Here is a 22,900-nt window from a genome sequence, read left to right as displayed (position 1 = left end):
ATGGGCGGGCAGCTGGGTTTCGACTTCGTCACGCCCCGGTTGGTCAAGGTCACGCCGTCGCGGCTGGCCACCTGGCGCGACTGCCGCCGCCGCTACCGGCTCGTCTACCTCGACCGGCCGTCGCCCCCGCGGGGCGGGGCCTGGGCGCACAACACGCTCGGGGCGGTCGTCCATCTCGCGCTGCGCACCCTGTTCTCCGAACCGGCCGCCCGGCGCTCGCCGGATCTCGCGGCCGCGCTCGTCGACCGGCACTGGACCGGCGAGGGTTTCCGGGACGCGGCGCAGGAACGCCTGCACCGGGAGCGTGCCCGCGGCTGGGTCGCGGCCTACGCGGCCGACCTCGAACCGGGCGCCGACCCGCTGGGCGTGGAGCACTGGGTGTCGGTGTCGACCGGGCGGATCGTCGCCGAGGGCCGCGTGGACCGGATCGACGGGCGCGCGGGCGAGGCCGTGATCGTCGACTACAAGACCGGCCGCCGGGCCCTGACCGGCGCGGACGCGCGCGACTCCGAGGCGCTCGCGCTGTACGCCGTCGCGACCGGGCGCACGATGCGCCGCCCGTGCACCCGCGTGGAGCTGCACCACCTGCCCACCGGTGAGATCGCCTCCCACGAGCACGACGCCGAGTCGCTGCGTCACCACGTGGAGCGGGCGGAGATCACGGCCGCCGAGCTGGCCGACGCCGCGGACGCGCTGGAGGACGGCGGTGATCCCGAGGCGCTGTTCCCGCCGAGCACCTCGCCCGGCTGCTCCACCTGCGAGGTCCGCAGGCACTGCCCCGAGGGCCGGGCCGCGGCGCCCGAGCTCGCGTCCTGGGCGCTGCTGTCGTGACGGGCCTGCTCCGCGGGCTCAGCGGTGTGCTCGCCGGCGGGCTGGTCGTGCTGGCGCTGGCGCTGGGTCTGGCGTGGGTGGTGGCCACGAGGGTCGGTTCCCCGGGTCCCGCACCCTGGTTGCTGGCGTGGCACGCGCTGGCCGCCGTGGCGGCCGTCGTCCTGCAGGTGCGGGCCGACCGGGCCGGCCCGGCCGCCGCGGTCGGGGTGCTGGCGATCAGCGCGGCGGTGCTGGGCGTCCTGTGGCTCGCCTGACGCCCAGCAGCGCGCCACGCAGCGTCGCCAGGCCCGCGGTGGTCGCCAGATCGGTGGCCCACGTCGTGCCCGGCACCGGCCCGGTCCGCGAGTCGATCATGGTGTGGGGGAGAGCGCGATCACCTCGGCACCGCGCTGTTCCAGGAGCACCTCGCCCTGCGTCGCGACGAGGACCGGCGCGGTGTCGTCCCCGCGCTGCACCGGGATCAGCCGTCGCGGCGTCCCCCGCGCGGGGTCGAGGACTGCCAGCCCGCCCGGGACCGGCACCAGGAGGTCGGTGCCGTACCGGACGGGTGGGCCGAGCGCGTCCGGGAACGACCACAGCAGCGCGAGCTCGCCGGCGTCGAGCGCGAGGACGGCTGAGCCGGTGAAGACGTAGCGGCGCGTGTCGTCGCCGGTGGCCGGGACGTACCCGCCCGCCGGGTCGGGGTCGGGCCCGGCGACGTCGAGCTCGGTGACGGCGACCTGCGCGCCCGCACCGTCGAACACGACGAGCCTGCCGCCCTCCCCGCCCTCCCCGCCCTCCCCGCCGTCCGCGGCGCCGGGCACGGTGACGGCGACGCGGTCCTGCGCCACCCCCACGACCGCCGCGCCGGTGCCGGGGAGCAGCTGCGAGAAGCGTTCCTCGGGCGTCTCGGCACCGTCCTTGCCGTCGGTGACGAGCACCGTGAGACGGTCGGCGTCCTCGGCGGGGCAGCGCTCGATCACGGCGACCCGCATGTCGGCGAGCGTGACCGAGGGATAGCCGCAGCCCGGGCGGGGCTGGCGGCCCACCTGCTCCTGGGCGGGCACCGTGCCGTACTCCAGGGTGCGCACGAGGTCCGAGCGCCACACCTCGAGATGCTCGCCACCCGTGGCCAGGACGTAGGTGTCGTCGGCGAGCAGCTCGGTGCCGGGTCGCGCGTCGGGGTTGCGGGCGCTTACCCGCGCGCCGGTGACGGCGCCGAGCATGGTGAGCTCGCTGCAGTACGGGCCGTCACCACCGGGTGCGGCCGGGCCGTCCTCGTTGGCGTAGAGGGCGAGCACGCGGCCGTTCTCGACGCCGGGGAAACCCGCGGCCGCCGTGCACAGCGGCAGGTCGCGTGCGTAGCTCCAGCGCTCCTCGCCGGTGACGGCGTCCCGGCCGGTGACGGTGGAGCCGTCGGCGGTGACGACGGCGGGCCCGGACACCAGTGGCGTGGCGGTCGCCGCGCTCGGCGCCCGCCAGGTCTCCGCGAACCCGGCCGGGGCGGCCGCGGCGGGCGCGGGCGGGGTGATCGGGCGGCTCGCGGTGCGGGCGGTGGTGCCGGCGATGTCGCTGGAGCGGCCCAGCAGCACCGCCGCGCCGACCAGCACCAGCACGAGCAACGCCGCGGCCACGAGGTCGCCGCGGCGGCGGCGCTCGGGCGGGGGCGCGCGGAACATCCCTACAGCGTCCTCTCGGTGCCGACGCGACGTCCGGCCCACCCCTGCGCCCGCACACCGGTCACGGGGCTCACCCCGGGCCCGGGGGCCCTGTGCGAGACCGTCGACCTGTGTACGGGGCGGGGAGGTCAGCTGGCGGCGGCGTCCTCGGCCTCGCCGTTGCCTGCGCTGCGGCCCCGGCCACCGCGGCGGCGGCGGCGCGGGCGGCGGGGGCCCTCGCCCTCGGCGCGCGTGCCGGGTTCCGGGCCGGCGTCCGCGGCCGGAGCGGGCGCGTCGGCCGTGGACCCCGCCGTCGTGGATCCCGCCGTCGTGGATCCGGCGGCCGTGGACCCGTCGGTGGTGGTTCCGGCGGCCGCGCCGCCGTCGATCGTCACGCCGCCCCGGCTGCGGGTGCGTGAGCGCGACTTGCGGGGCCGGCGCTCGGGCAGCACGACGTCCTCGGTGCGCTTGGGACCGCGGTCGCGGTCGCGTCGGCGGCCGCCGCCCTGGTCGCCCTCGGTGTCGACGTACTCGGCGTCGAGGCCGGCGCGGGTGCGCTGCGAGTGCGGCAGCCTGCCCTTGGCCGTGGTGGGGATCGAGAGGTCGGTGAACAGGTGTGGCGAGGTGGAGTAGGTCTCCGGCGCCTCGGGCTTGTCGAGCCCCAGGTCGTCGCTGATCGTCTTCCACTTGTGCAGCTCGTCCCAGTCCACGAGCGTGACCGCGACGCCGGTCTTCCCGGCGCGGCCGGTGCGGCCGATCCGGTGGACGTAGGTCTTGGAGTCCTCCGGGCACTGGTAGTTGATGACGTGGGTGACGTCGGTGACGTCGATGCCGCGGGCGGCGACGTCGGTGGCGACCAGCACGTCGACCTTGCCGGAGCGGAACGCCCGCAGGGCCTGCTCGCGGGCGCCCTGACCCAGGTCACCGTGCACGGCGGCGGCGGCGAACCCGCGGTCGGCGAGGTCGTCGGCCACCCGCTGCACGGTGCGCTTGGTGCGCGCGAAGATCATCGTGAGGCCGCGGCCCTCGGCCTGCAGGACGCGGGTGAGCAGCTCGACCTTGTCCATCGCGTGGGCGCGGTAGACGTGCTGCGTGGTGTTCTCGTGGGTGGAGCCGGAGTCGGGCTCCTCGGCGCGGATGTGCGTGGGCCGGGTGAGGAACGCCCTGGCCAGCGCGATGATCGGGCCGGGCATGGTGGCCGAGAACAGCATCGTGTGCCGCTGGTCGGGCAGCATGCGCAGGATCTTCTCGACATCGGGCAGGAAGCCCAGGTCGAGCATCTCGTCGGCCTCGTCGAGCACGAGGGCCTTGACGCGGCCGAGCACGAGGTGGCGCTGCTCGGCGAGGTCGAGCAGGCGGCCGGGGGTGCCGACCACGACGTCGACGCCCTTGCGCAGCGCGGCCAGCTGCGGCTCGTAGGCACGCCCGCCGTAGATCGCGGTGACGCGGATGCCGAGGTGCTTGCCCGCGTCGGCGAGATCCTGCGCCACCTGGACGCACAGCTCGCGGGTGGGTACGACGACGAGCGCCTGCGGCACGTCCTTGGTGCGGTCGGCGGCCTCGCCGTCGGCGGTGGCGGCGGGCTGCTCGGACGGCGGGGTGACGCGCTGCAGCAGCGGCACCCCGAAGCCCAGCGTCTTGCCCATGCCGGTGCGGGCCTGGCCGATGACGTCCTCGCCGGCCAGGGCCAGGGGCAGGGTCAGCTCCTGGATCGCGAACGTGTGGACGATGTTGGCCTCGGCCAGGGCCTTGACGATCTCGGGGCGGACACCGAGCGAGGCGAACGTGGGGGATTCGGGGCGGACGGGGGCGTCACCGGTGAGCGGGTGGGCCAGCGCTGCGTCCTCGGGGTCGGGGATCGTGGGCACGTCACCACGGGTGGAGTTGTCGGTCTCGACGGACAGGATGATCGCCTCTCTCCGCGCACAGGAGCCCGGGGCCGGCTCCTCGACCGCCCGCGCGGTTCGCGGGGCGGGAGAGCCGACAAGGCGCTGCACGCACCAGGTCGTTGCGGCCCGGTGCCGCACACGGGGGTGCGGCGGCCGCGACCGCGGCAGGAGCGCGCACCCGACATGGGCGCGGCACTGGCCGACATCCTACCCGCAGGCTGCGACGGGCGGGAGCCCGGCGTGCCGGACGGACGCGTGACGTGTGCCGCCCCGATCGAGTGGCGCGTCCCTCTAGGCTGCGCGCATGCGCGGATCCGGGTTCGACCAGTGGTGACGGCGGTCGACGGCGGCACCGCCGCCGGACGGGCCACGATCGACCTGCTCGGGGTGCTCGCCTACGGCGAGCTGTCGGCGTTCGACCGGCTCGCCGAGGACGCGCGGCACGCGCCGACGCTCAGCGGGCGGGCGGCCCTGTCGTCGATGGCGGCCGCGGAGATCGGGCACTTCCGGTTGCTGGAGGAGCACCTGCGGGGCATCGGCGTGCCCATCGAGGACGCGATGGCGCCCTTCGTCGCCATGTGGAACGGCTACCACGCCTCCACCGCCCCGCGCAGCTGGCTGGAGTCGCTGGTCAAGGCCTACCTCGGCGACGGGCTGGCCGCCGACTTCTATCGCGAGGTGGCGGCGTGGGTGTCCGGGCCGACCGGTGAGCTGGTGCGCCACGTACTCGCCGACACCGGCCACAGCGCCTTCGCCGAGCGCGAGGTGCGGGCGGCGTGCGCGGCGGACCGGCAGGTGCACGACCGGCTGGCCCTGTGGGGACGGCGGCTGCTCGGGGAGGCCGTCACCCAGGCGCAGCACATCGTGGCCGAGCGCGACGAACTGGCCGAGTTCATCGTCACCGGCTCCGGGGACCTCGCCGGCATCGGGGCGCTGCTGCGGCGCCTGCAGTCCAACCACGGCAAGCGGATGACCAAGCTCGGGCTGTAGTTCGCTGTGGGCACAGCGCCCGTGGCGGTCCGGCCGCCACTGCTCGACTAGCCTGGGCGTGACAGTTCGACTCAGCGTTTCGAGCAGGAGGTCCACCGGTGGAGGTCAAGATCGGCATCGCGGAGAGCCAGCGCGAGCTCGTGGTGTCCAGCGACCAGTCGGCGGACGAGGTCGCGAAGCTGGTCGACGACGCCCTCGCGGGCGGTGAGCTGCTGCGGCTGGTGGACGACAAGGGCCGCAAGTACCTGATCCGTTCCGCCCAGATCGCCTACGTGGAGATCGCGGCGGACGAGGGCAGGCGCGTCGGTTTCGCGATCGGCTGACCTGCGACCCGCGCCGAGCCGGGACATCTCGCGCGCGCAACGGTGCCTCGCGCGTTGCCGACAGCGCGCGAAGCGCCGTCCGGCGCGCGAAGGTGGCTCCCGTGCCGTGGTCAGTCCCCGTCGAGGTCCGGCTCGTCGAGCGGGTACGGGGGTGGCCCGACGCCGGTCACCCGGTAGCGGCCCCAGGGGTCGATGTCGCCGAGGCGGGCGGGTGCGCGGCCGCCGTCGGTGCACAGCTCCAGACGGCTCGTCGACGACGACAGCGCGGCGAGCACGCCCGCGTCCACGGCGGGGTCGAGGGTGAGGCGGCCGAACCAGTGCAGCCGCCCGTCCTGGGGCTCGTGCCGCGCGTCGAGCAGGACCGTCACCGGCACCTCGCGGCCGTCGACGCTCAGCGTGGCAGGACCCGCGTAGCCCTCGTCGTGGTCGCTCACCGGTCGCTCCCGCCCTGGGCGCGGCGCAGCAGCGTCAGGGGTGCGTCGGTCCCGGTCCCGGTCCGGCCCAGCACCGCGCTCACCCCGCCCCAGATCAACGTCGTCAGGTAGTCGGTGAGAGCGCCGCGGCTCATCGTGCGCCGCTCCAGCCACCAGTCCCCGGTGCTCTGCACCATGCCGACCAGGCCCAGCGCCCACGCCTCCGCGCCGCCCGAGTCGAGCTCCAGGGCGCGCAGCCGCTCACCGATGAGGGTGGCGAGCAGGCTGGCGATCGTCTGGCGGACGTCGTCGACGACCTCCGCCCCCGGGGTGTGCTCCCCGGGGTTGTGCACGACGAACCGCCACAGCTCCGGCTCGTCCTCGATGCCGCCGAGGAACGCGTCGACGATCGCCCGGATGTGTTCGGCCGGCTCGCGATCGTGTTCCAGCTCCGGAGCGATCCGGGCCATCAGCAGCCCGGCCGCCTCCCGCCCGACGGCGCGGTGCAGGTCGGCGCGGTCGTCGAAGTGCCGGTAGAGGACGGGTTTGGTGATCCCGGCCTGCGCGGCGATGTCGGCGACGGACACGCCGGGCCCGTGCTGGCGGACCGCGTCCATCGCGGCCTGCACCATCTCGGCGCGCCGCTGCGAGCGGCGGTCCTGGCGGGCGGTGGGCTTGACAGGGGCTTGTTCGGGCGGCACGGTACCAGTGGTAACAGTTACCAGTGGTAACAGCAAGCGTTCCGTCGAGAGGAGTGTGCCATGACCGCCGGACTCGCGAAGGCCGCCAGGACGGTGGGGGACCGGGAGACCACGGCCGAGCGCCTGCTCAGGTCGTCGCTGGAGCACTCCTACGAGCCCGCCATCGACATCGAGTGGGACGCACCGCTCCTGGACGGCAAGTGGGGCGTGCCCGAGCACCGGGTGTCGCTCTACGGCACCGAGCTGTGGGACACCCTCACCGACGAGCAGCGGCGCACCCTCTCGGTGCACGAGCTGTGCAGCGTCGCGCGCATCGGCCTGTGGTTCGAGATGATCCTCATGCAGATGTTGCTGCGGTACTCCTACGACCGCGATCCGCGCAGCCGGCACATCCAGTACGCGCTGACCGAGATCGCCGACGAGTGCCGGCACTCGATCATGTTCGCGAAGATGAACGCCCACTGCGGCGTGCCGGACTACCGGCCGCGCCGGCTCGTGCACGAGCTCGGACGGTTCTTCAAGGCCGTGGCGTCGGGCCCGGCCATGTTCGCGGGCACGCTGTTCGTGGAGGAGATCCTCGACCAGCTCCAGCGCGAGGCGATGCGCGACGACACGGTGCAGCCGCTGACCCGGATGGTCAACAAGATCCACGTGACGGAGGAGGCGCGGCACGTCCGCTACGCCCGCGAGGAGCTGGTCCGGCTCATGCCGCGGACGAACGCCGCCGAGCGGGCACTGGCCAACTACCTCACCGCGCGGATCGCCTACGTCGTCGCGAAGAACCTGATCCACCGCGACGTGTACGCCTCGGTCGGGATCGACCCGGCCGTGGGGTACCGCGCCGCGCAGGCCAACCCGCACCACCGGGAGATGCTGCGCTGGTCGGCCCGCAAGCTGGTGCCGTTCCTGCGCGAGCAGAAGCTCGTCGGCGGGCCCACGGAGATCCTGTGGCGCAAGGCGCACCTGATCCGATGACGAGAACCGCTGACGGGGTCGCCCTCCACGTCGAGGTGGACGGGCCGCGGACGGCGCCGGTCACCGTCGTGCTCGCCCACGGTTGGACGCTGGACTCGTCCACGTGGGCGCCGGTGTCGCGGGCGCTGGCCGGGCCCGCCGCCCGGGTCGTGCGCTACGACCACCGCGGCCACGGACGCTCCGGAGCGGCCGACCCCGCCTCGATGACACTCGAACGCCTCGCCGACGACCTCGCCGAGCTCGTCGCCGACGTCGCCCCGACCGGCCCGCTGGTACTGGCCGGGCACTCGATGGGCGGCATGACGCTGATGGCGCTGGCCGAGCGGCACCCCGACGTCGTGGCGCGGGCGGCCGGGATCGGCCTCGTCGCCACCGCGGCGGGTGGGCTCGCGAGCACGACCTTCGGCCTGCCGGCGGCGACCGCGCCGCTGATCCGGCGGGCCGAGGAGCGCCTGTTCGGCACGCTGGCGACGACGCGGGCCACTCGGCTGGGCAGCCCGCGGGTGCTGACGCCGGCGTCGCGCTGGTTGCTGCTGGGTCCCGGAGCCGATGCGGAGGCCGTCCGGATCACCGCGACGTCGTTCGCCGCCTGCCGCCCGCAGACGCTCTCGGGATTCCGCCCGACGCTGGCCGCGCACGAGCGGGACGCCGCGCTGGCCGCGTTCGCCGCGATCCCGACCGTCGTGCTGGCCGGGTCGCGCGACCGGCTCACCCCGGTGCCCGCGTCGCGCCGCATCGCCCGGGCCCTGCCCTCGGCCGAGCTGACGGTGTTCCCCGACGTGGGACACATGGTGCCGCTGGAGCGGGTGGCCGCGGTGTCGGGCCGGCTGGGCGCGCTGGTCCGGGGTGCGGCGCGGTCCGACCGGCGGGCCTGCTGAACCTCCCCGGCGCCGCCGCGGCTCCTCGGGCGGCGCCGGGCGGGCACTAGCGCGGATCGGTGATGAAGACGTCCGCCAACGCGGGGTTGTAGGCGTGCACCAGGATGCCGAAGATGATCAGGTCGAAGGTCAGGTGGACGGTGACCACGTAGGGCAGCGAGCGGGTGCGCGCGAAGATGTAGCCCTGCAGCAACGCGAACGGCACCGTCAGCAGCGGGCCCCACCCGCGGTATCCCAGCTCCCAGAGGAACGACACGAACACCACGGCCTGCAGCAGGTTCGCCTGCCAGAACGGGAAGTGCCTGCGCAGCAGGGCGAAGACGGTGCAGACGAAGAACAGCTCGTCCCACAGCCCGACCCCGTTGACCCCGATGAACAGCCGGACGATCTCGTCGGTCCCGGTGATCTCCGGCCAGTTCAGGTACGCGCCCGAGCCCAGGAAGTACACGGGCAGGATCAGGTACCCGCCGACGACGACCAGGGCGAGGTAGCCGAACTCGAACCGGCTCCACCGGTTCCCGGTGCCGATCGGGAACCTGATCACGTCCTCCCGGTACACCCAGCGGGAGACGGCGTAGGGCAGGGCGACCGCGGCGGTCAGGGTGACGGCGAATCGGGCCATCCCGCCGTCGCTGAGGTCCGCCTCCAGCGACATCGTGCTGATGACCACCAGGCCGGCCGCGATGAGCAGCAGGTGCCGCAGCAGCGCGCGGTCCACCGCGGCGGCGACGACCAGCCCGGCGACCAGCACGGCGTACCCGATCGGCCGTTCCTGCAGGCCGAAGAGCGGGACCGCGGAGGCCGTCACCAGCGCCGCGGCGACCAGGCGACCGGCGGTGGGTCGCACCGTCGGGGCCGGCTCCTCGCCGCCGGCCGCGGACCCCGCGCCCGCTGTCCCGTCCGTGCCGCGTCCGCTCACCGGGCCAGCATGACCGGACCCGGCCACCGCGACAAACCGGACCGAACCGGCACCGGGCTCAGCCGTGGATGAGGGGGAATCCGGCCAGGCCGCGCCAGGCCAGTCCCGACATCAGGGCCACCGCCTCGTCGCGCGGCACCGTCTTGCCCGAGTCGAGCCAGTACTGGGCGGTGACCTGGCTCAGCCCCACGAGCCCCACGGCGAGCAGCCGGGCGCGGGGGGTGTCCAGACCGGCGTCGGTGGTGACGGCCTCGGCGACCATGTCGATGCACCGGCGCAGTGCGGCATCGACGACAGCGGCGGCCTCGGGCTCCCCCCGCAGGTCGGACTCGAAGATCAACCGGTAGGAGCTGCCCTCGTCGGCGACGAAGTCGAAGTACGCGGCGACGGCGGCCTGCGCACGCTCGTGGTTGTCGCCGGGGTGGGCCATGGCGGCGCGGACCCGGTCGACGAGCTCGTCGGCGTAGGTGGTCAGCAACGCCCGGTAGAGCTCCATCTTGCCGGGGAAGTGCTGGTAGAGCACCGGTTTGCTCACGCCGGCCTTCTCGGCGATGTCGTCCATCGCCGCGGCGTGGTACCCCTGGGCTGCGAATACGTCGCGGGCGGCCACCAGGAGCTGGGCCCGGCGGGCGGTGCGGGAGAGGCGGGCCCCGCGATGGGCGGGTGCCGTCGCCTCGGTCATGTGTCTGAGTCGAACATCGGCGATGTGTGCATCGGCGCGGCCTTCCGTTCATGCGCCCCGATCAGGGACGAAATCACACCTTACTAGGCGGTAGCCCCGAACGGGTGGTGGCGACGCGGCCTCGTCGCGAGGACGAGCACCGTCGAGGCCACGGGCACGACCGGTGCGGTCCCCGGGTTCAGCAGCCCGACGAGTGCCGCCGCCGCCCCACCCACCACCGCCGCCGCCGCCACGGCCCGGCACACCTGCCGCAGCCGTGCTCCCCGGTGCTGCCGCCGCACCTCGTGGGCGACCGCATCGAGGTCCCGGTCCGGGGTGGCGGCGAGGGCGGCCGCCCGGCCCGCCGCACGCAGGCGATCGACCGCGCGGTCGGGATCGGGGCCCGCCACCACGACGTCGCCGCCGCGGCGGCGCAGCGCGGCGGTCGTCCCCGTCACACCGGGGCGGGTTGTCGCGACGATCTCCAGCCGCCCGCGCGCGACGCCGTCCCAGGCGATGGCCAGGTCGCCGGTCCCGTCCGGCCCGGCCACCCCGTGCTCGGCCAGCCAGGTCGGTGGTCCGACGAGGACGGCGTGGGCCAGTACCCGGTCCGCGTGCAGCTCGGACACGACGCCGCGCAGCCCGGTGTCGGGGTGGCCGTCGAGATCCGACACCCCCGGCAGCGGTCCGGTCGCCGCGGCGACCACGGCGCGGCCGAGCACGGCGCCGGGCCCCGCGTCGGTCGGCTCGGTACCGGGCGGCCCGCTCTCGGGCGGAGTGGTGCCGGGTGGAGTGGTGTCGGGCGGACCGGTGTTGGGCGGCCCGGTGCCGGGTGGAGTGGTGTCGGGCGGCCCGGTGTCGGGCGGGGTGGTGTCGGGTGGCTCGGTGTCGGGTGGCCCGCCGCCGGGTGGAGTGCCGCCGGGCGGACCGGTGTCGGGTGGAGTCGTGTCGGGCGGCTCGGTGCCCGGCGGCTCGGCGCCGGGTGGGGTGGTGCCGTCCGACCCGGTGTCCGGCGGCACGGTGCCGGGCGGGGTCGCGCCGGTCGTCCCGGTCGCGTCGAGGGCGGCGTGGAGGGCGGCGGCGTGGAGGGCGGCGGCGAACCGCCGCACCGTCGCCTCGTCGGCCCCGCCGTGCGGGTGCACGGCCCGGACCTCCAGCTCCCCCGTGGTCAGCAGGGCCTGCGGGACGACCACGGCGTCCAGCCGGCGGGGGCGCCCCGGGGCCAGCAGCAGCGCGACCGGAGAACCTGCGGCGAGCACCGCGACGGCGGCGGCGACGGCCGCCGGGCCGGTGCCGCGGCCCAGCCCGAAGCCGAGCGCGGCCGTCGTGGCACCGGCGACGAGCGCGGCCGACACCTCGGCCGTCCGCGTCGCGTCGGCGCGGGGCGGGGCGGGTCCCGGGGCGCCACGCCCGCAGGTGGCGACCGGACGGCGGGTGTCGCCGGCCAGCAGCGCGAGCGTCGCGAGCCCGGCGGCGGTGGCCAGGGGGGCGCCGTCGGCGGGCGACCAGGTGCTCCCGGGGGCCCCCGCCCCGCCGAGCAGCAGGAGGTACACCGACCAGCCCAGGGCGGCGACCGGCCCCGCCACGGCGAGGACGCCGAGGGGCCCCGCCGGTGCGCGCCGCACCGCCCACCCGACGAGCGGCGCGGCGAGCGCCAGCGCGATCCACTGCCAGTGCCGGAACTGCCACGACGGCACGCACGACAGCGCGACCACCGGAGCCGCGAGCGCGAGGGCGGGCAGCGCCGCCGGGAACCGGGTGGCCGCGACTCAGCCCGCCGGGGTGTCGACGGTGAACTCGGCGGTCCGGACCACGCCGCCGTGGCGGAACTCGAGGAACAGCCGGTACCCGCCGGCCGAGGGGACCCGCGCGGTGAAGGCGATGCCGGGGCCGGACCGGTCGGTAGCGGCAGGCGCCGGTGCGGCGGGTCGTATGCGCAGGTAGGCGAGATCGCTGCGGCGCAGCGCGATCAGCTGCCCGAACGCGCCGAGGTGCGGCTCCAGGTCGGTGACGGCCACCCCGTCCCGGCTGACGGTGGCGAACACGGGTGCGTCGGTGCCCGGTACCAGCTCGCCGTCGAGCCGGACCTGGTAGCCCTCGACCCGGGCGACCCGCGTGGGTGGCAGCGGGATCGGGGTGAAGTCGCCGGGGGCGAACAGGTCGGTGCCCAGCGTCAGGGCCGGTCCCCCGGTGGGCACGAAGTCGGCGTAGACGCGGTAGACACCCCCGGCCGGGAGCAGCAGCGGCGCCCGCCAGGTGCCGTCGGGTCCCATGACGGGGTCCAGGTGCTGGAACCCGACGGCGTCACGCCGCACGACGACCAGGTGCAGCGCCCGGCCGTGCACGACGTCGAAGCCGGTGACCGGGCGGCCGTCCGGGCCGGTGACGGTGACGGCGAACTCCGCGGGCACGCCGGGAGCCAGGGTGTCCTCCCGCGGCACGAGCGTGTAGCCCGCCGCGGTCGCGGAGAGCCCGTCGGAGGCGGCGACCGGCGGGCCGTGCTCGTGGTCCCCGCGGTGGGCGGGCGGGGCGACCGCGGGGATCGGCTCCGGATCGCCGACGGCCGTACCGACGCCCCAGGCGGCGCCGAAGACCAGCGCGAGTGCCACGGCGTGGCCGATCGCTCGCACCGCCGTGTTCATACCCGTTCAACGCGCGCGTGGTCCGCGGGTGGCGCCCAGGTCTTGACAACCGAGGCCCGGCTTGCGTTACCTTTGGTAACAGTAACCGCCGGTAACGGGCGAGCCGTTCAAGGGTGAGGGGCCGGGATGAGCGAGCGGGACAGGGGCAGCGTCGGGCTGACCGACCGGGAGACCGTGGCCGAGCGCCTGCTCCGGTCCTCGCTGGCCCACTCCTACGAGCCGTCGATCGACATCGACTGGGACGCGGAGCTGGTCGAGGGCTGCTTCGGCATGCCGCCCGAGCGCTGCTCGCTGTTCGGCACGCAGCTGTGGGAGGGGCTGACCGAGGAGCAGCGCGTCACGCTGTCGATCCACGAGTTCTGCAGCATCGCGCGGGTCGGGCTGTGGTTCGAGATGATCCTCATGCAGATGCTGCTGCGGTACGCCTACGACCGTGACCCGCGCACCGGCCACGTCCGGTACGCGCTCACCGAGATCGCCGACGAGTGCCGGCACTCGATCATGTTCGCCAGGCTGACCGAGCGCTACGGCGTGCCCGACTACGCGCCGCGGTGGCTGACCCACCAGCTCGGCCGCCTCTACAAGGCCACCGGGGCCGGTCCGTCGATGTTCGCCGCGGTGCTGGTGGCCGAGGAGACCCTCGACCAGCTCCAGCGCGAGGCCATGCGCGACGAGCGGGTGCAGCCGCTGTCCCGGATGGTGAGCCGCATCCACGTGACCGAGGAGGCGCGGCACGTCCGCTACGCCCGCGAGGAGCTGGCCCGCCTGATGCCCCGGCTGACCCCGTTCCAGCGCGAGCTCGCCCGGGCGCTGACGCCGCTGGTGTCGTTCGTCGTGGTGCGCAACTACATCCATCCCGACGTCTACGCGAGCGTCGGGTTGGACCCGGGGGCCGCCCGGAAGGTGGCGCTGGCCAACCCCCACCACCGCGACACGATCGCGTGGTCGGCGCGCAGGCTGACGCCGTTCCTGCGCGAGGTCGGCATCCTCGGCGGGCCGTTCACGTGGCTGTGGCGTCGCGCGGGTCTGATCTGACGCGCAGGTGGTGCGTCGGGCCCACGTCCGGATGAGTACTCTGCCCGGGCCGTCCCGGGGCTGAGCCGAACGGCGTAGTGGGACCGGGCGAGGCGGAGGGGGCACGATGGAGGCCATCCTCGCCGACGTCGGCCGCAACTGGATCATCTACGCGTCGATGCCGATCGTCGCGGCCGTGATCGGCTACGTCACGAAGATCGTCGCGATCGAGATGATGTTCCGCCCGCTGGAGTTCCGGGGGGTCCGGCCCTACCTCGGCTGGCAGGGCATCGTGCCGCGCCGCGCGGCGCGCATGGCGAGCATCGTCTGCGACACGATGACCGAGAAGCTCATAAGCCCCGAGGAGATCTTCGACCGGCTCGACGCCGAGCGGGTCGCCAAGGAGATCGAGAAACCGCTCCTGGACAACATCGAGGAGATCACCAGGCAGGTGGCGGGCCAGTTCCAGCCCGGGCTGTGGGAGTCGATCCCCGAGGCCGTGCGCCGGATCGTCATCGGGCGCGTGCAGCGGCAGGCCCCGCAGATCGTCGAGCACATCATGACGGCGATCCGGGACGACATCGACGGTGTCTTCGATCTCAAGGACATGGTCGTCACCAACCTGGTCAAGGACAAGGCGCTGATCAACCGCATCTTCAAGGAGGCGGGCGCCAAGGAGTTCGCGTTCATCCGCTACTCCGGCATCTACTTCGGGGCCGTGATCGGCGTCCTGCAGATGATCGCCTGGGCGCTGCTCAAGCTGCCGATCATCATGCCCATCGCGGGTCTGATCACCGGCTGGCTCACCGACTGGCTCGCCCTGAAAATGATCTTCAATCCGAAGCGGCCCACCCGCTACTTCGGGACCTTCCAGTGGCAGGGGCTGTTCCTCAAGCGTCACAAGGAAGTGGCGGAGGCCTACGGGTCGCTGGTCGCCAAGGAGATCATCACCCCGCACAACGTGATCGCCGCGGTGCTCACCGGGCCGATGTCGGACCGGCTGTTCTCGATGGTCCAGAAGGAGGTCCAGTCGGTACTGGACACCCAGACCGGGATGGTCAAGCCCCTGCTCGTGTTCGCCGTCGGCAGCACCCGCTACCAGGAGATGAAGCGGGTGGTGAGCGCGCAGGTGATGGCCGCGCTGCCCGAGACGATGTCCTACATGGAGGACTACGCCGAGGACGCCATGGACATCCGCAACATCCTCGTCACCAAGATGCAGCAGATGCCCCCCGAGGAGTTCGAGAAGCTGCTGCGGCCCGCGTTCGAGCAGGACGAGTGGATCCTGATCACCGTCGGCGCCCTGCTCGGCGCGGCGGTCGGCGAGCTCCAGTCCTACGTGGTCGTGCACTACTCCGTGTGAGTCCGGCCCGCCGACGCCGCGCGCTCAGGGAGCGGGGTGCCGCCCGTTGCGGGCGGGCGGCGTCTCGGGGGAGGGGACGTGCACGGCGCGCGGCAGGACGGGTGCGGCCGGCCCCGGCTCGCGGCTCGGCACCGCGGGTGGGACGGCCCCCGCGGGCGGAGGCGTGCGGGTCGCGGCCGCGGCGGCCGCCGCGGCCGGGCCGATCCCCGGTCCCGACGCGGCGGCCGTCGTGGGGTCGATCTGCTCCTCCTCCGCGATCAGGGCGTCCCAGGCCCGGCGCTGCGCGTCGGTGGGGACGTGGCGGGCGGCGTCGGGCCACGTGCTCGGCTCGTCGTACGGGTGGCAGGCGTCCCACAGGTCGCGCCCCAGCGGCGCGATGCGCAGCGTGCGGCGCACGAACCGGGCGCGGCCCTGGGTGCGCGCCGCCTCCTCGGCCTCGCGCAGCGTCTGGTCGGTCATGAGGATGTCGTACTGGACGGTGAGCTCCGGATCGTGCGCGCCGATCTCGACGAGATCGAAGTGCAGCAGCCGCTGGACGTAGCGCGGCACCGACGCCGGTACCGCCACCCCCGCCGCGCGGCCGACGGAGGAGGCGTTGGACAGCAGCCGTCGCGACCCGGACACCCCGGTGCGGACGTCGACGTGCACGACCGGGTAGACGCTGCCGTCGGCCAGTGCGGACAGGATGCGCGCCTCGTCGGGCACGAGCTGGCGCAGCAGCGAGAGGTAGAGGTACTCCCGGGCCCGCTGCGTGGACTGCTCCAGCGAGCGCATCAGCAGCTCGGCCATCGCCACGCGCAGCGGCTCGGTCTGCTTCGGCGGGGGCGGGTTGCGGGTCGGGTTGTCCACCGGCTCGCCGTCGCCGGGGCGCCCGCCGCCGAGCGGGTCGACGTTGTCGAGCCGGCGGCGCAGCTCGGTGAGCACGACCCGCTCGAGCTGTACGAGCTCGGACTCGATCGCGGCCGCACCGGGCAGCCTGCGGGCGAGGTCGGTGCTGGTGCGGGTGGCCCAGCGGGCCAACGACCCGGCCGCCCCGACCAGTGACCCGGCGCGGCCCGGGAGCCCGTCCGGCTGCGGGGTGGTCTCGCTGGGCACGGCGGATCTCCGCATCTCGGTGCGACGACGGGCGGCACGGCGCCCGGTGGCGCCGGAAGCTACCACGGTCGCCCGTGGCGTGGCTCGTACCGTTACCAACGGTAACAGTAGGTCGAGCAGTGGGCAAGTCCGCCGACCGGGGTGGCCATCGACCCCGTTCGTGGGTGATCCTCGATGGCGTGACCTCGACCGCCACCCCGTTCGCCCGCGCGTCCGACGAGGACGGGACCCGCCGCCCGTGGCCGGGCCGGGCGGTCACCTCCGGCGGGGTCACGCTGCACGTGCGGGAGACGCCCGGACCCGGCGGGGTGCCGGCCGTGTACGTCCACGGGCTGTCCGGGTCGGCCACCAACTGGACCGACCTCGCCGGCCTGCTCTCGACCCGCGCCGCGGGCACGGCGCTCGACCTGCCGGGCTTCGGGCTCTCGCGCCCGCTGCCCACCGCCGACTACTCGGTGGACGCCCACGCCGACGCCCTGCTGTGCTACCTGGCCGGGCGCGGGCAGCGGGTGCACCTGCTGGGCAACTCGTTCGGCGGAGCGCTCGCGATCAGCGTGGCCGCGCGCAGGCCCGAGCTCGTCGCGACCCTGACGCTGGTGTCCCCGGCCATGCCCGACCGCAGGCCCGACCCGCGACGGATCTCCGATCCGCGGATGGCACTCGCGCTGCTGCCGGTGCTCGGGCGGCGGGCACGGGCGCAGATCGCGGCGCTCACGCCCGAGCAGCGGGCCGAGCAGATGGTCCAGATCTGCTTCGGGGACCCCGCGAGCGTCCCGCCCGAGCGCTTCGCCGAGTTCACCGCCGAGATCGCGGCGCGCGGGCGGCTGCCGTGGGCCCGCGACGCGGTGCTGCGCACGGGGTCGGACATGATCGCGAGCTGGGCGCTGGGCAGGCTGTGGTCCACGGTCCGGCGGGTGCGGGCACCCACGCTGGTGGTCTGGGGGGACCGGGACCGGCTGGTCTCGCCGCGGCTGGCCGCGCGCACCGCCGCCGCCCTCCCGGACTCCCGGCTGCTGATGCTGCCCGGGATCGGGCACGTCGCCCAGATCGAGGCGCCGGACGCCGTGGCGGCGGCCGTGGGCGAACTGTGGGACGCCTGGGAAGATCCTGCCTGACCGCGACGTTGCGCAGACAGAACGCCTTTCGACACGAGGAGCATCTCCCATGCCGCTACCGCCGCTCGTGGAGCCGGCCGCCGAGCTGACCAAGGACGAGGTGGCGCGCTACAGCCGCCATCTGATCATCCCGGACGTGGGGATGACCGGTCAGAAGCGGCTCAAGAACGCGAAGGTCCTGGTCGTGGGGGCGGGCGGGCTCGGCAGTCCGGCGCTGCTCTACCTGGCCGCCGCGGGCGTCGGCACGCTGGGGATCGCCGAGTTCGACGAGGTCGACGAGTCCAACCTGCACCGCCAGGTCATCCACGGCCAGTCCGACATCGGGCGGCCCAAGGGGGAGTCGGCGCGCGACTCCATCGCCGAGATCAACCCGTTCGTCGAGGTCCGGCTGCACCCGGTGCGCCTCGACAGCACGAACGTGCTCGACATCTTCGGCGACTACGACCTCATCCTCGACGGCACCGACAACTTCGCCACCCGCTACCTCGTGAACGACGCCGCCGTGCTGCTGGGCAAGCCCTACGTCTGGGGCTCGATCTTCCGGTTCGAGGGCCAGGCGTCGGTGTTCTGGGAGGACGCCCCGAACGGCAAGGGGCTCAACTACCGCGACCTCTACCCGGAGCCGCCGCCCCCCGGGATGGTCCCGTCCTGCGCCGAGGGCGGCGTGCTGGGCGTGCTCTGCGCGTCCATCGGCTCGATCATGGTGAACGAGGCCATCAAGCTGATCACCGGCATCGGGGAGCCGCTGCTGGGCAGGCTGATGGTCTACGACGCGCTGGAGATGAGCTACCGCACCATCAACATCCGCAAGGACCCGGACACCCCGAAGATCACCGAACTGATCGACTACGACGCGTTCTGCGGCGTGGTGTCCGGCGACGCGCAGGCGGCGGCGGCCGGGCACACGATCACGGCCACCGAGCTCAAGGAGATGATGGACGCCGGCAAGGACTTCGCGCTCATCGACGTCCGGGAGCAGCACGAGTACGAGATCGTCTCGATCCCGGGCGCGGTGCTGATCCCGAAGGACCGGATCCTCTCCGGCGAGGCGCTCGAGGAGATCCCGCAGGACCGCCCGGTCGTGCTGCACTGCAAGTCGGGCGCCCGGTCGGCCGACGCGTTGGCGGCGCTGCACAAGGCCGGGTTCTCCGACGCCGTGCACGTCGGCGGCGGGGTGCTGGCCTGGGCCAACCAGGTCGACCAGAGCCTGCCGACCTACTGAGCGACGACGGGCCGGTGCCCCCGGTGCGGCACCGGCCCACCCGCTACGCCTTCCGCGAGAACCGGCGCGTGCCCCCGGCGGCCCGGTCGCACCGCTCGATCCGGTCCACGGCGTGCGCCGTGGCGCGCTGTGCCCGCCGCGCCCCGCATCGGGGACGGAGCGTCACGATCCTTCCGAGAATGCACGCAGCGTCACGCTGACCAGGGCGAATGGTCCCAGTTGGAGCAGTGACAACGTGGGCAGGGTCCGAGTAGCGTTCGCTCCCCGGAAGATCAAATCGAACCATGGCGCCGCGGCGTTGGGGTGCGCGACGCGCAGCCACGGCGGCCAGACGGGCGATGGCGCGTAGGTACGCGCACGCCCGTCGCCGGCGATGGGGGCGCAGCGGTGGACGTGAACCCGAAACGGTGTGCCCTGCCCGGGTGCGACGTCGCGATCGAGGACGTGGAGGGCCGCCCCGCTCGCCGCTACTGCACGGCGGCCCACCGGTCCGCCGCCCGGCAGGCCCGCCGGGCCGCGCTCCAGGGCGGGCCGGAGTCCCAGCTGGCGGCCACGCTGCCGTGGCTGCGGGAACCCGATGCCGACCGGGTCGAGAGGCCCGCCTCCTCCCGGGCCCGCGACGCCGAGTCCGCACCCCGGGTGGACGAGGCGCGGTCGCGGGCGGCGCGGCGGCGCGGCGAGCCCGCTCCCGACGCCGCCCTCGCGGCCCGGGCCCGCGCCCGCACCGCCGGGTTGAACGCGCCGCTGCCGCGCCGTCGGCGAGCCCTCGCCGTGATCGGGGCCGCCGGGATCCTCGTGGGCGGCTACGCGGTCACCGCGTCGCAGCCGCCCGTCCCGGTCGCGCCCGCGCAGGTCGTCCCGGAGGGCCGGACCGGGGAGGAGTGGGCGAACCGCGCCCAGATCGCGCTGGCGTCGGTCAACCGGCAGCTGGACACGATCGCCGAGGTCGAGGCCGAGTGGTTCGGCCTCACCGCGGCGGAGCGCGAGGCCCGGCCCGCGGCCCCGGTCCGGGCGCTCGCCGAGCGCAAGGAGCTGCTGGAACGACGCCGGGCCACGCTGGTCTCCCAGCTCGACTCCTACCACTCGCTCGACGACGTGCGCGCGGAGCTGGCCGAGTCCGAGCAGTACCTGGCCGCCGTCGAGGAGGCGCTGGCCGACGCCCCCACCGAGCCGCAGCGCAGCGCCGAGCAGGCCGCCGCCCTCGCCGCGCTCGACGAGCAGCGTGACCTGCGGCTGCGCCAGCGCGACGCCCGCGCCGCCGAGCTGGCCGCACTGGAGGGAGGCGTGCAGGACGCCGCCGCGCGGCCGCTGCCCGACGACGTCGCCGTCACCACCGAGGTCGGCAACGAGGTCCTCGACGTCATCCGCGGCACCGACGATCCGGAGCCGACGCCGGATCCGGTACCCGAGCAGCCCGACGTCGTCGGCGGCCGCGACGAGCAGGAGGGCAGTCCGCGTCAGGACGTCGACACCAGCGGGCCACCGGACCCCCGCGGCCCCGGCGACGAGACCGTCGAGGACACCGGCGAGCCCCGCGCCGACGCCCCGGACCCGGACCCGGCACCCCCGGCGGACGGCCCGCTCGACGGGGTCGCCGGAGCCGTGGACGACACGGTCGAGGCGGTCGTCGGCCCGGACCGGCGCGACCGGGACCGGGACCGATCGGCGCAGCGCCCCGGCGACCCGGCGCCCGACCGGCCGGCCGAGGGGCCCGCCGGGTCCGGCGCGGAGGACCCCGGACCCGTCGAGTCGGTCGTGGACACCGTGGACGACGTCGTGAGCGGCGGCGACCCCGGACCTCCCGCCGGGGGCGGCCCGTCGCCCGCGTCGGTCGAGGACGGCGACGACGGGCCGGTCGAGACGGTGGTCGACACCGTCGAGGACGTCGTCGATGGCCCCGAGCGTCCCGGCGCGCCGGGCGGCGGTCCGGTCGACACCGTCGTGGACACGGTGCAGGACGTCGTCGACGGGCCCGACCGGGCGGGCGACCGGGAGCGCGAGCGGGGCCGGGGGGACCAGGGTCCCGGCGGACCCGCCCGCAGCGACAAGGTCGACGCCGACGGGCCGGTCGCGGTGCTGGAGCCGGTCGTCATGCCGGTCATCGACGTACTGGACCCCGCCGAGCCGGTCCGGGACGATCGCTACCCGGACGCGGACGTGTCGGCCGAGCCCGCGGCCCCGGCGGCCGATCTGCGTGCCGGCGACCGCGGCCCCACCGGCGGGTCTCCCGGCACGGCGCCCCGCACCGACGAGCAGGTCGCTCTGGCGGCGGCGTCGGCGCTCGCGTTCGACGTGCTGGGATCGGTGCCCGGGGGAGCGATCGCGGCCCCGGCGGTCGCCGCCGCGCTGGAGCAGGCCGAGGCGGAGGCGGCGGGGCGGGCGGTCGCCACGGACACCGGAACAACGGGTCGGCCCGACCCCGGGACGGCGGACGAGCCGGCCCGCACCATCGGTGAGGCGGACAGCGCAGGCGGCGAGCCGGTCGGGCCGGACCCCCGGGACGGGGCGCCCGACCCCGTGGTCGACGGCTCCGGGTACCCGGCTGACCTCCCGGAGCTGTACGACCGCCTCGACGAGCTCGACGACCTCGACCTCGAGGTGCTCAACGAGGTCGCGGCCAGCACCGGGCAGGCCGGACCCGAGGACGGCTCGGCGGGGCAGGACCGTGGCGACGAGGGCTCCGGCGCGCAGCCGGTCCCTGTCGCGGGTGACTCGGCCGAGGTCGTCTCCGGCGTGGGCGAGGCAGCCGGCGACGAGGCAGCCGGCGACGAGACCACCGGGGACGACGACACAGCCGACGTCGACCGGGCCGGGGACGCCGACGCTCCTACCCCAGACGCTGACGAGCGCCCCGACGCCGAGGACGGCGGCCCCGACGGCGACGCGGCCCAGGACGACGCCACCGACGGCTACGCAGGCGACGACGGGGCCGCGGAGCACGCAGACGGCGCGACCGACGACGGCGCGACCGACGACGGCGCCATCGACGACGACGCCATCGACGACGACGCCACCCACTACGAGTACGCAGGCGACGACACAGGCGATGGGTACGCAGGCGACGACGAGGCGGCCGACGAGGACCCGGCCGCCGTCGACGGCAGCTCCTACGACGAATCGGCCGAAGGCGAATCGACCGAGGACGACGTGGCCGGCCACGACCCGGACGGCTACGACGACCCGGATGACCAGGACGACCAGGACGACCCGGACGACCAGGACGACCAGGACGACCAGGACGACCACGACGATCAGGACGACCACGACGAGGACGCGGTCGACGGCTACGAGAACCCGGCGGCCGACCGGACCTGACCCGGCCGCGGCGACAGCGCGCCGAACGGTCCCGCGTGGCGCCGTCGGTGGCGCGCCCCGCGCAGGTACCGTGCCCGATCGTGACCGCTGCACCCGTCCTCCCGAGCGGACCCACCGGGACCACCCTGCCGCCGCACGTCCGCACCGCCTTCGGTGTCCAGGACGCCGAGCCGCGGCCGGTCGTCTGGGCCGGCAGGCGGGCCTGGCACTGCGGCGACGTCCTCGTCCGGCCGGTGCCCGACAACGCGGTCGCCGCCTGGTCGGCCGGGGTGCTGGACGGTCTGCAGGTGGACGGCCTGCGGCTGGCGCGCCCCGTGCGGTCCTCGGACGGGCGCTGGGTCGTCGCCGGGTGGGCCGCGAGCAGGTTCGTGCCCGGCGCGCTGGAGCCCCGCTACGACGCGGTGATCGAGGCGGCCAACCGGCTGCACGCGGCCACCGCGGGCCTCGCCCGGCCGCGTGTCCTCGACGACCGCGACGACCTGCTCACCCGCTCGGCCGCGGCCGCGTGGGGCGAGCGCCGCGCCACCCTGGACCCGGCCACCGGCGGCACGCTCTACGCCGAGCTCGCCGCCTACCGCACCGCCGTGCGGCTCCCCCCGCAGGTGGTGCACGCGGAGCTGTTCGGCGCGGTGCTGTTCGACGAGGACGTGCCGGCCCTGATCGACCTCGTCCCGGCGTGGCGGCCCAGGGAGTGGGCGGCCGCAGTGGTCGTCGTCGACGCGCTGGCCTGGGGCGGAGCCGACGACGAGCTGCCGCAGCGGTGGGCGCACCTCGACGAGTGGCCGCAGATGCTGCTGCGCGCCGCGCTGTTCCGCCTGGCCCTGCACGCCCAGCACCCCGAGGCCTCCACGCGCACGCTGCCCGGCCTGGAACGGGCCGCCGGCCTGGTCACCGCCCTGCTCTGACGCGGGCCCGGC

21 protein-coding genes are annotated in these 22,900 nt (G+C 75.0%); 12 read left to right on the top strand and 9 right to left on the bottom strand.

The genetic code is table 11. The annotated features are described in order from the left end of the window. Together Q1K26_RS10975 and Q1K26_RS10970 are read left to right on the top strand one after the other, a co-directional pair. A complete protein-coding gene (locus Q1K26_RS10975; protein ID WP_300010048.1) occupies positions 1 to 831 on the top strand; it encodes a PD-(D/E)XK nuclease family protein in 831 nt (276 codons plus the stop codon). Further along, the gene (locus Q1K26_RS10970; protein WP_300010046.1) at positions 828 to 1,085 is read left to right on the top strand and encodes a hypothetical protein; all 258 of its coding nucleotides are present in this window, start codon (positions 828 to 830) and stop codon (positions 1,083 to 1,085) included. Before Q1K26_RS10975 ends, Q1K26_RS10970 begins: the two co-directional genes overlap by 4 nt. A gap of 96 nt (positions 1,086 to 1,181) precedes the next feature. On the opposite strand, the gene Q1K26_RS10965 is transcribed toward Q1K26_RS10970, so the two are convergent. Together Q1K26_RS10965 and Q1K26_RS10960 are read right to left on the bottom strand one after the other, a co-directional pair. Continuing rightward, positions 1,182 to 2,489: a PQQ-binding-like beta-propeller repeat protein gene (locus Q1K26_RS10965; protein ID WP_300010044.1), complete on the bottom strand. Its 1,308-nt coding sequence runs from the start codon at positions 2,487 to 2,489 to the stop codon at positions 1,182 to 1,184. 128 nt (positions 2,490 to 2,617) lie between these two features. After that, complete coding sequence (locus Q1K26_RS10960) at positions 2,618 to 4,327, bottom strand: DEAD/DEAH box helicase (protein ID WP_300010312.1); 1,710 nt, start codon at positions 4,325 to 4,327, stop codon at positions 2,618 to 2,620. Between the two features lie 360 nt (positions 4,328 to 4,687). Between Q1K26_RS10960 and Q1K26_RS10955 the strand changes: the two genes are divergently transcribed. Both Q1K26_RS10955 and Q1K26_RS10950 read left to right on the top strand, forming a co-directional pair. Further along, positions 4,688 to 5,347, top strand: a complete 660-nt coding sequence (locus tag Q1K26_RS10955) for a ferritin-like fold-containing protein (protein ID WP_300010042.1) — start codon at positions 4,688 to 4,690, stop codon at positions 5,345 to 5,347. 98 nt (positions 5,348 to 5,445) lie between these two features. Beyond that, the gene (locus tag Q1K26_RS10950) at positions 5,446 to 5,670 is read left to right on the top strand and encodes a DUF3107 domain-containing protein (RefSeq protein ID WP_300010039.1); all 225 of its coding nucleotides are present in this window, start codon (positions 5,446 to 5,448) and stop codon (positions 5,668 to 5,670) included. Between the two features lie 110 nt (positions 5,671 to 5,780). On the opposite strand, the gene Q1K26_RS10945 is transcribed toward Q1K26_RS10950, so the two are convergent. Continuing rightward, positions 5,781 to 6,104, bottom strand: coding sequence for a DUF4873 domain-containing protein (locus tag Q1K26_RS10945; protein ID WP_300010036.1), 324 nt, complete (start codon positions 6,102 to 6,104; stop codon positions 5,781 to 5,783). Continuing rightward, positions 6,101 to 6,784, bottom strand: coding sequence for a TetR/AcrR family transcriptional regulator (locus Q1K26_RS10940; RefSeq protein WP_300010033.1), 684 nt, complete (start codon positions 6,782 to 6,784; stop codon positions 6,101 to 6,103). Before Q1K26_RS10940 ends, Q1K26_RS10945 begins: the two co-directional genes overlap by 4 nt. Positions 6,785 to 6,844: 60 nt before the next feature. Between Q1K26_RS10940 and Q1K26_RS10935 the strand changes: the two genes are divergently transcribed. Further along, positions 6,845 to 7,759 carry a diiron oxygenase gene (locus tag Q1K26_RS10935; RefSeq protein ID WP_300010030.1) on the top strand — a complete coding sequence of 305 codons (915 nt, stop codon included), beginning with the start codon at positions 6,845 to 6,847 and terminating at the stop codon, positions 7,757 to 7,759. Continuing rightward, positions 7,756 to 8,637, top strand: coding sequence for an alpha/beta hydrolase (locus tag Q1K26_RS10930; RefSeq protein ID WP_300010027.1), 882 nt, complete (start codon positions 7,756 to 7,758; stop codon positions 8,635 to 8,637). The genes Q1K26_RS10935 and Q1K26_RS10930 overlap by 4 nt, the downstream gene beginning before the upstream one ends. 46 nt (positions 8,638 to 8,683) lie before the next feature. Here the strand turns inward: Q1K26_RS10930 and Q1K26_RS10925 are convergent, their stop codons facing one another. The 4 genes from Q1K26_RS10925 to Q1K26_RS10910 form a co-directional block, all read right to left on the bottom strand. Further along, the gene (locus tag Q1K26_RS10925; protein ID WP_300010024.1) at positions 8,684 to 9,556 is read right to left on the bottom strand and encodes a type II CAAX endopeptidase family protein; all 873 of its coding nucleotides are present in this window, start codon (positions 9,554 to 9,556) and stop codon (positions 8,684 to 8,686) included. A 58-nt stretch (positions 9,557 to 9,614) separates the two neighbouring features. After that, positions 9,615 to 10,238, bottom strand: coding sequence for a TetR/AcrR family transcriptional regulator (locus tag Q1K26_RS10920; RefSeq protein WP_300010021.1), 624 nt, complete (start codon positions 10,236 to 10,238; stop codon positions 9,615 to 9,617). Between the two features lie 83 nt (positions 10,239 to 10,321). Further along, entirely contained in the window at positions 10,322 to 11,914 is a 1,593-nt protein-coding gene (locus tag Q1K26_RS10915; RefSeq protein ID WP_300010019.1) for a hypothetical protein, read from the bottom strand. 72 nt (positions 11,915 to 11,986) lie between these two features. Continuing rightward, complete coding sequence (locus Q1K26_RS10910) at positions 11,987 to 12,847, bottom strand: hypothetical protein (protein WP_363320464.1); 861 nt, start codon at positions 12,845 to 12,847, stop codon at positions 11,987 to 11,989. Between the two features lie 138 nt (positions 12,848 to 12,985). On the opposite strand from Q1K26_RS10910, the gene Q1K26_RS10905 reads away from it, so the two are divergent. Then, positions 12,986 to 13,894 (top strand): diiron oxygenase, encoded by a 909-nt coding sequence (locus Q1K26_RS10905; protein ID WP_300010014.1) that lies wholly within the window; start codon positions 12,986 to 12,988, stop codon positions 13,892 to 13,894. Between the two features lie 106 nt (positions 13,895 to 14,000). Continuing rightward, positions 14,001 to 15,236: a DUF445 family protein gene (locus Q1K26_RS10900; protein WP_300010012.1), complete on the top strand. Its 1,236-nt coding sequence runs from the start codon at positions 14,001 to 14,003 to the stop codon at positions 15,234 to 15,236. Between the two features lie 24 nt (positions 15,237 to 15,260). On the opposite strand, the gene Q1K26_RS10895 is transcribed toward Q1K26_RS10900, so the two are convergent. Then, positions 15,261 to 16,331, bottom strand: a complete 1,071-nt coding sequence (locus Q1K26_RS10895) for an Abi-alpha family protein (protein ID WP_300010010.1) — start codon at positions 16,329 to 16,331, stop codon at positions 15,261 to 15,263. Positions 16,332 to 16,510: 179 nt separating this feature from the next. Between Q1K26_RS10895 and Q1K26_RS10890 the strand changes: the two genes are divergently transcribed. The 4 genes from Q1K26_RS10890 (at position 16,511) to Q1K26_RS10875 (ending at position 22,888) form a co-directional block, all read left to right on the top strand. Then, positions 16,511 to 17,446: an alpha/beta fold hydrolase gene (locus Q1K26_RS10890; protein ID WP_300010008.1), complete on the top strand. Its 936-nt coding sequence runs from the start codon at positions 16,511 to 16,513 to the stop codon at positions 17,444 to 17,446. A 49-nt stretch (positions 17,447 to 17,495) separates the two neighbouring features. Beyond that, positions 17,496 to 18,668 carry an adenylyltransferase/sulfurtransferase MoeZ gene (gene moeZ / locus Q1K26_RS10885; RefSeq protein ID WP_300010005.1) on the top strand — a complete coding sequence of 391 codons (1,173 nt, stop codon included), beginning with the start codon at positions 17,496 to 17,498 and terminating at the stop codon, positions 18,666 to 18,668. A 393-nt stretch (positions 18,669 to 19,061) separates the two neighbouring features. Further along, positions 19,062 to 21,983, top strand: a complete 2,922-nt coding sequence (locus Q1K26_RS10880; RefSeq protein ID WP_300010002.1) for a hypothetical protein — start codon at positions 19,062 to 19,064, stop codon at positions 21,981 to 21,983. A gap of 80 nt (positions 21,984 to 22,063) precedes the next feature. Then, positions 22,064 to 22,888: a TIGR02569 family protein gene (locus tag Q1K26_RS10875; RefSeq protein ID WP_300009999.1), complete on the top strand. Its 825-nt coding sequence runs from the start codon at positions 22,064 to 22,066 to the stop codon at positions 22,886 to 22,888. The last annotated feature ends 12 nt before the right edge of the window (positions 22,889 to 22,900 follow it).

The sequence above is a fragment of the Pseudonocardia sp. genome (assembly GCF_029263155.1).
In the GTDB taxonomy this organism is placed as follows: Bacteria; Actinomycetota; Actinomycetes; order Mycobacteriales; family Pseudonocardiaceae; genus Pseudonocardia.
The sequence above is the reverse complement of the archived record's forward strand: the minus strand, read 5'-3'. Positions and strand labels throughout refer to the sequence as shown.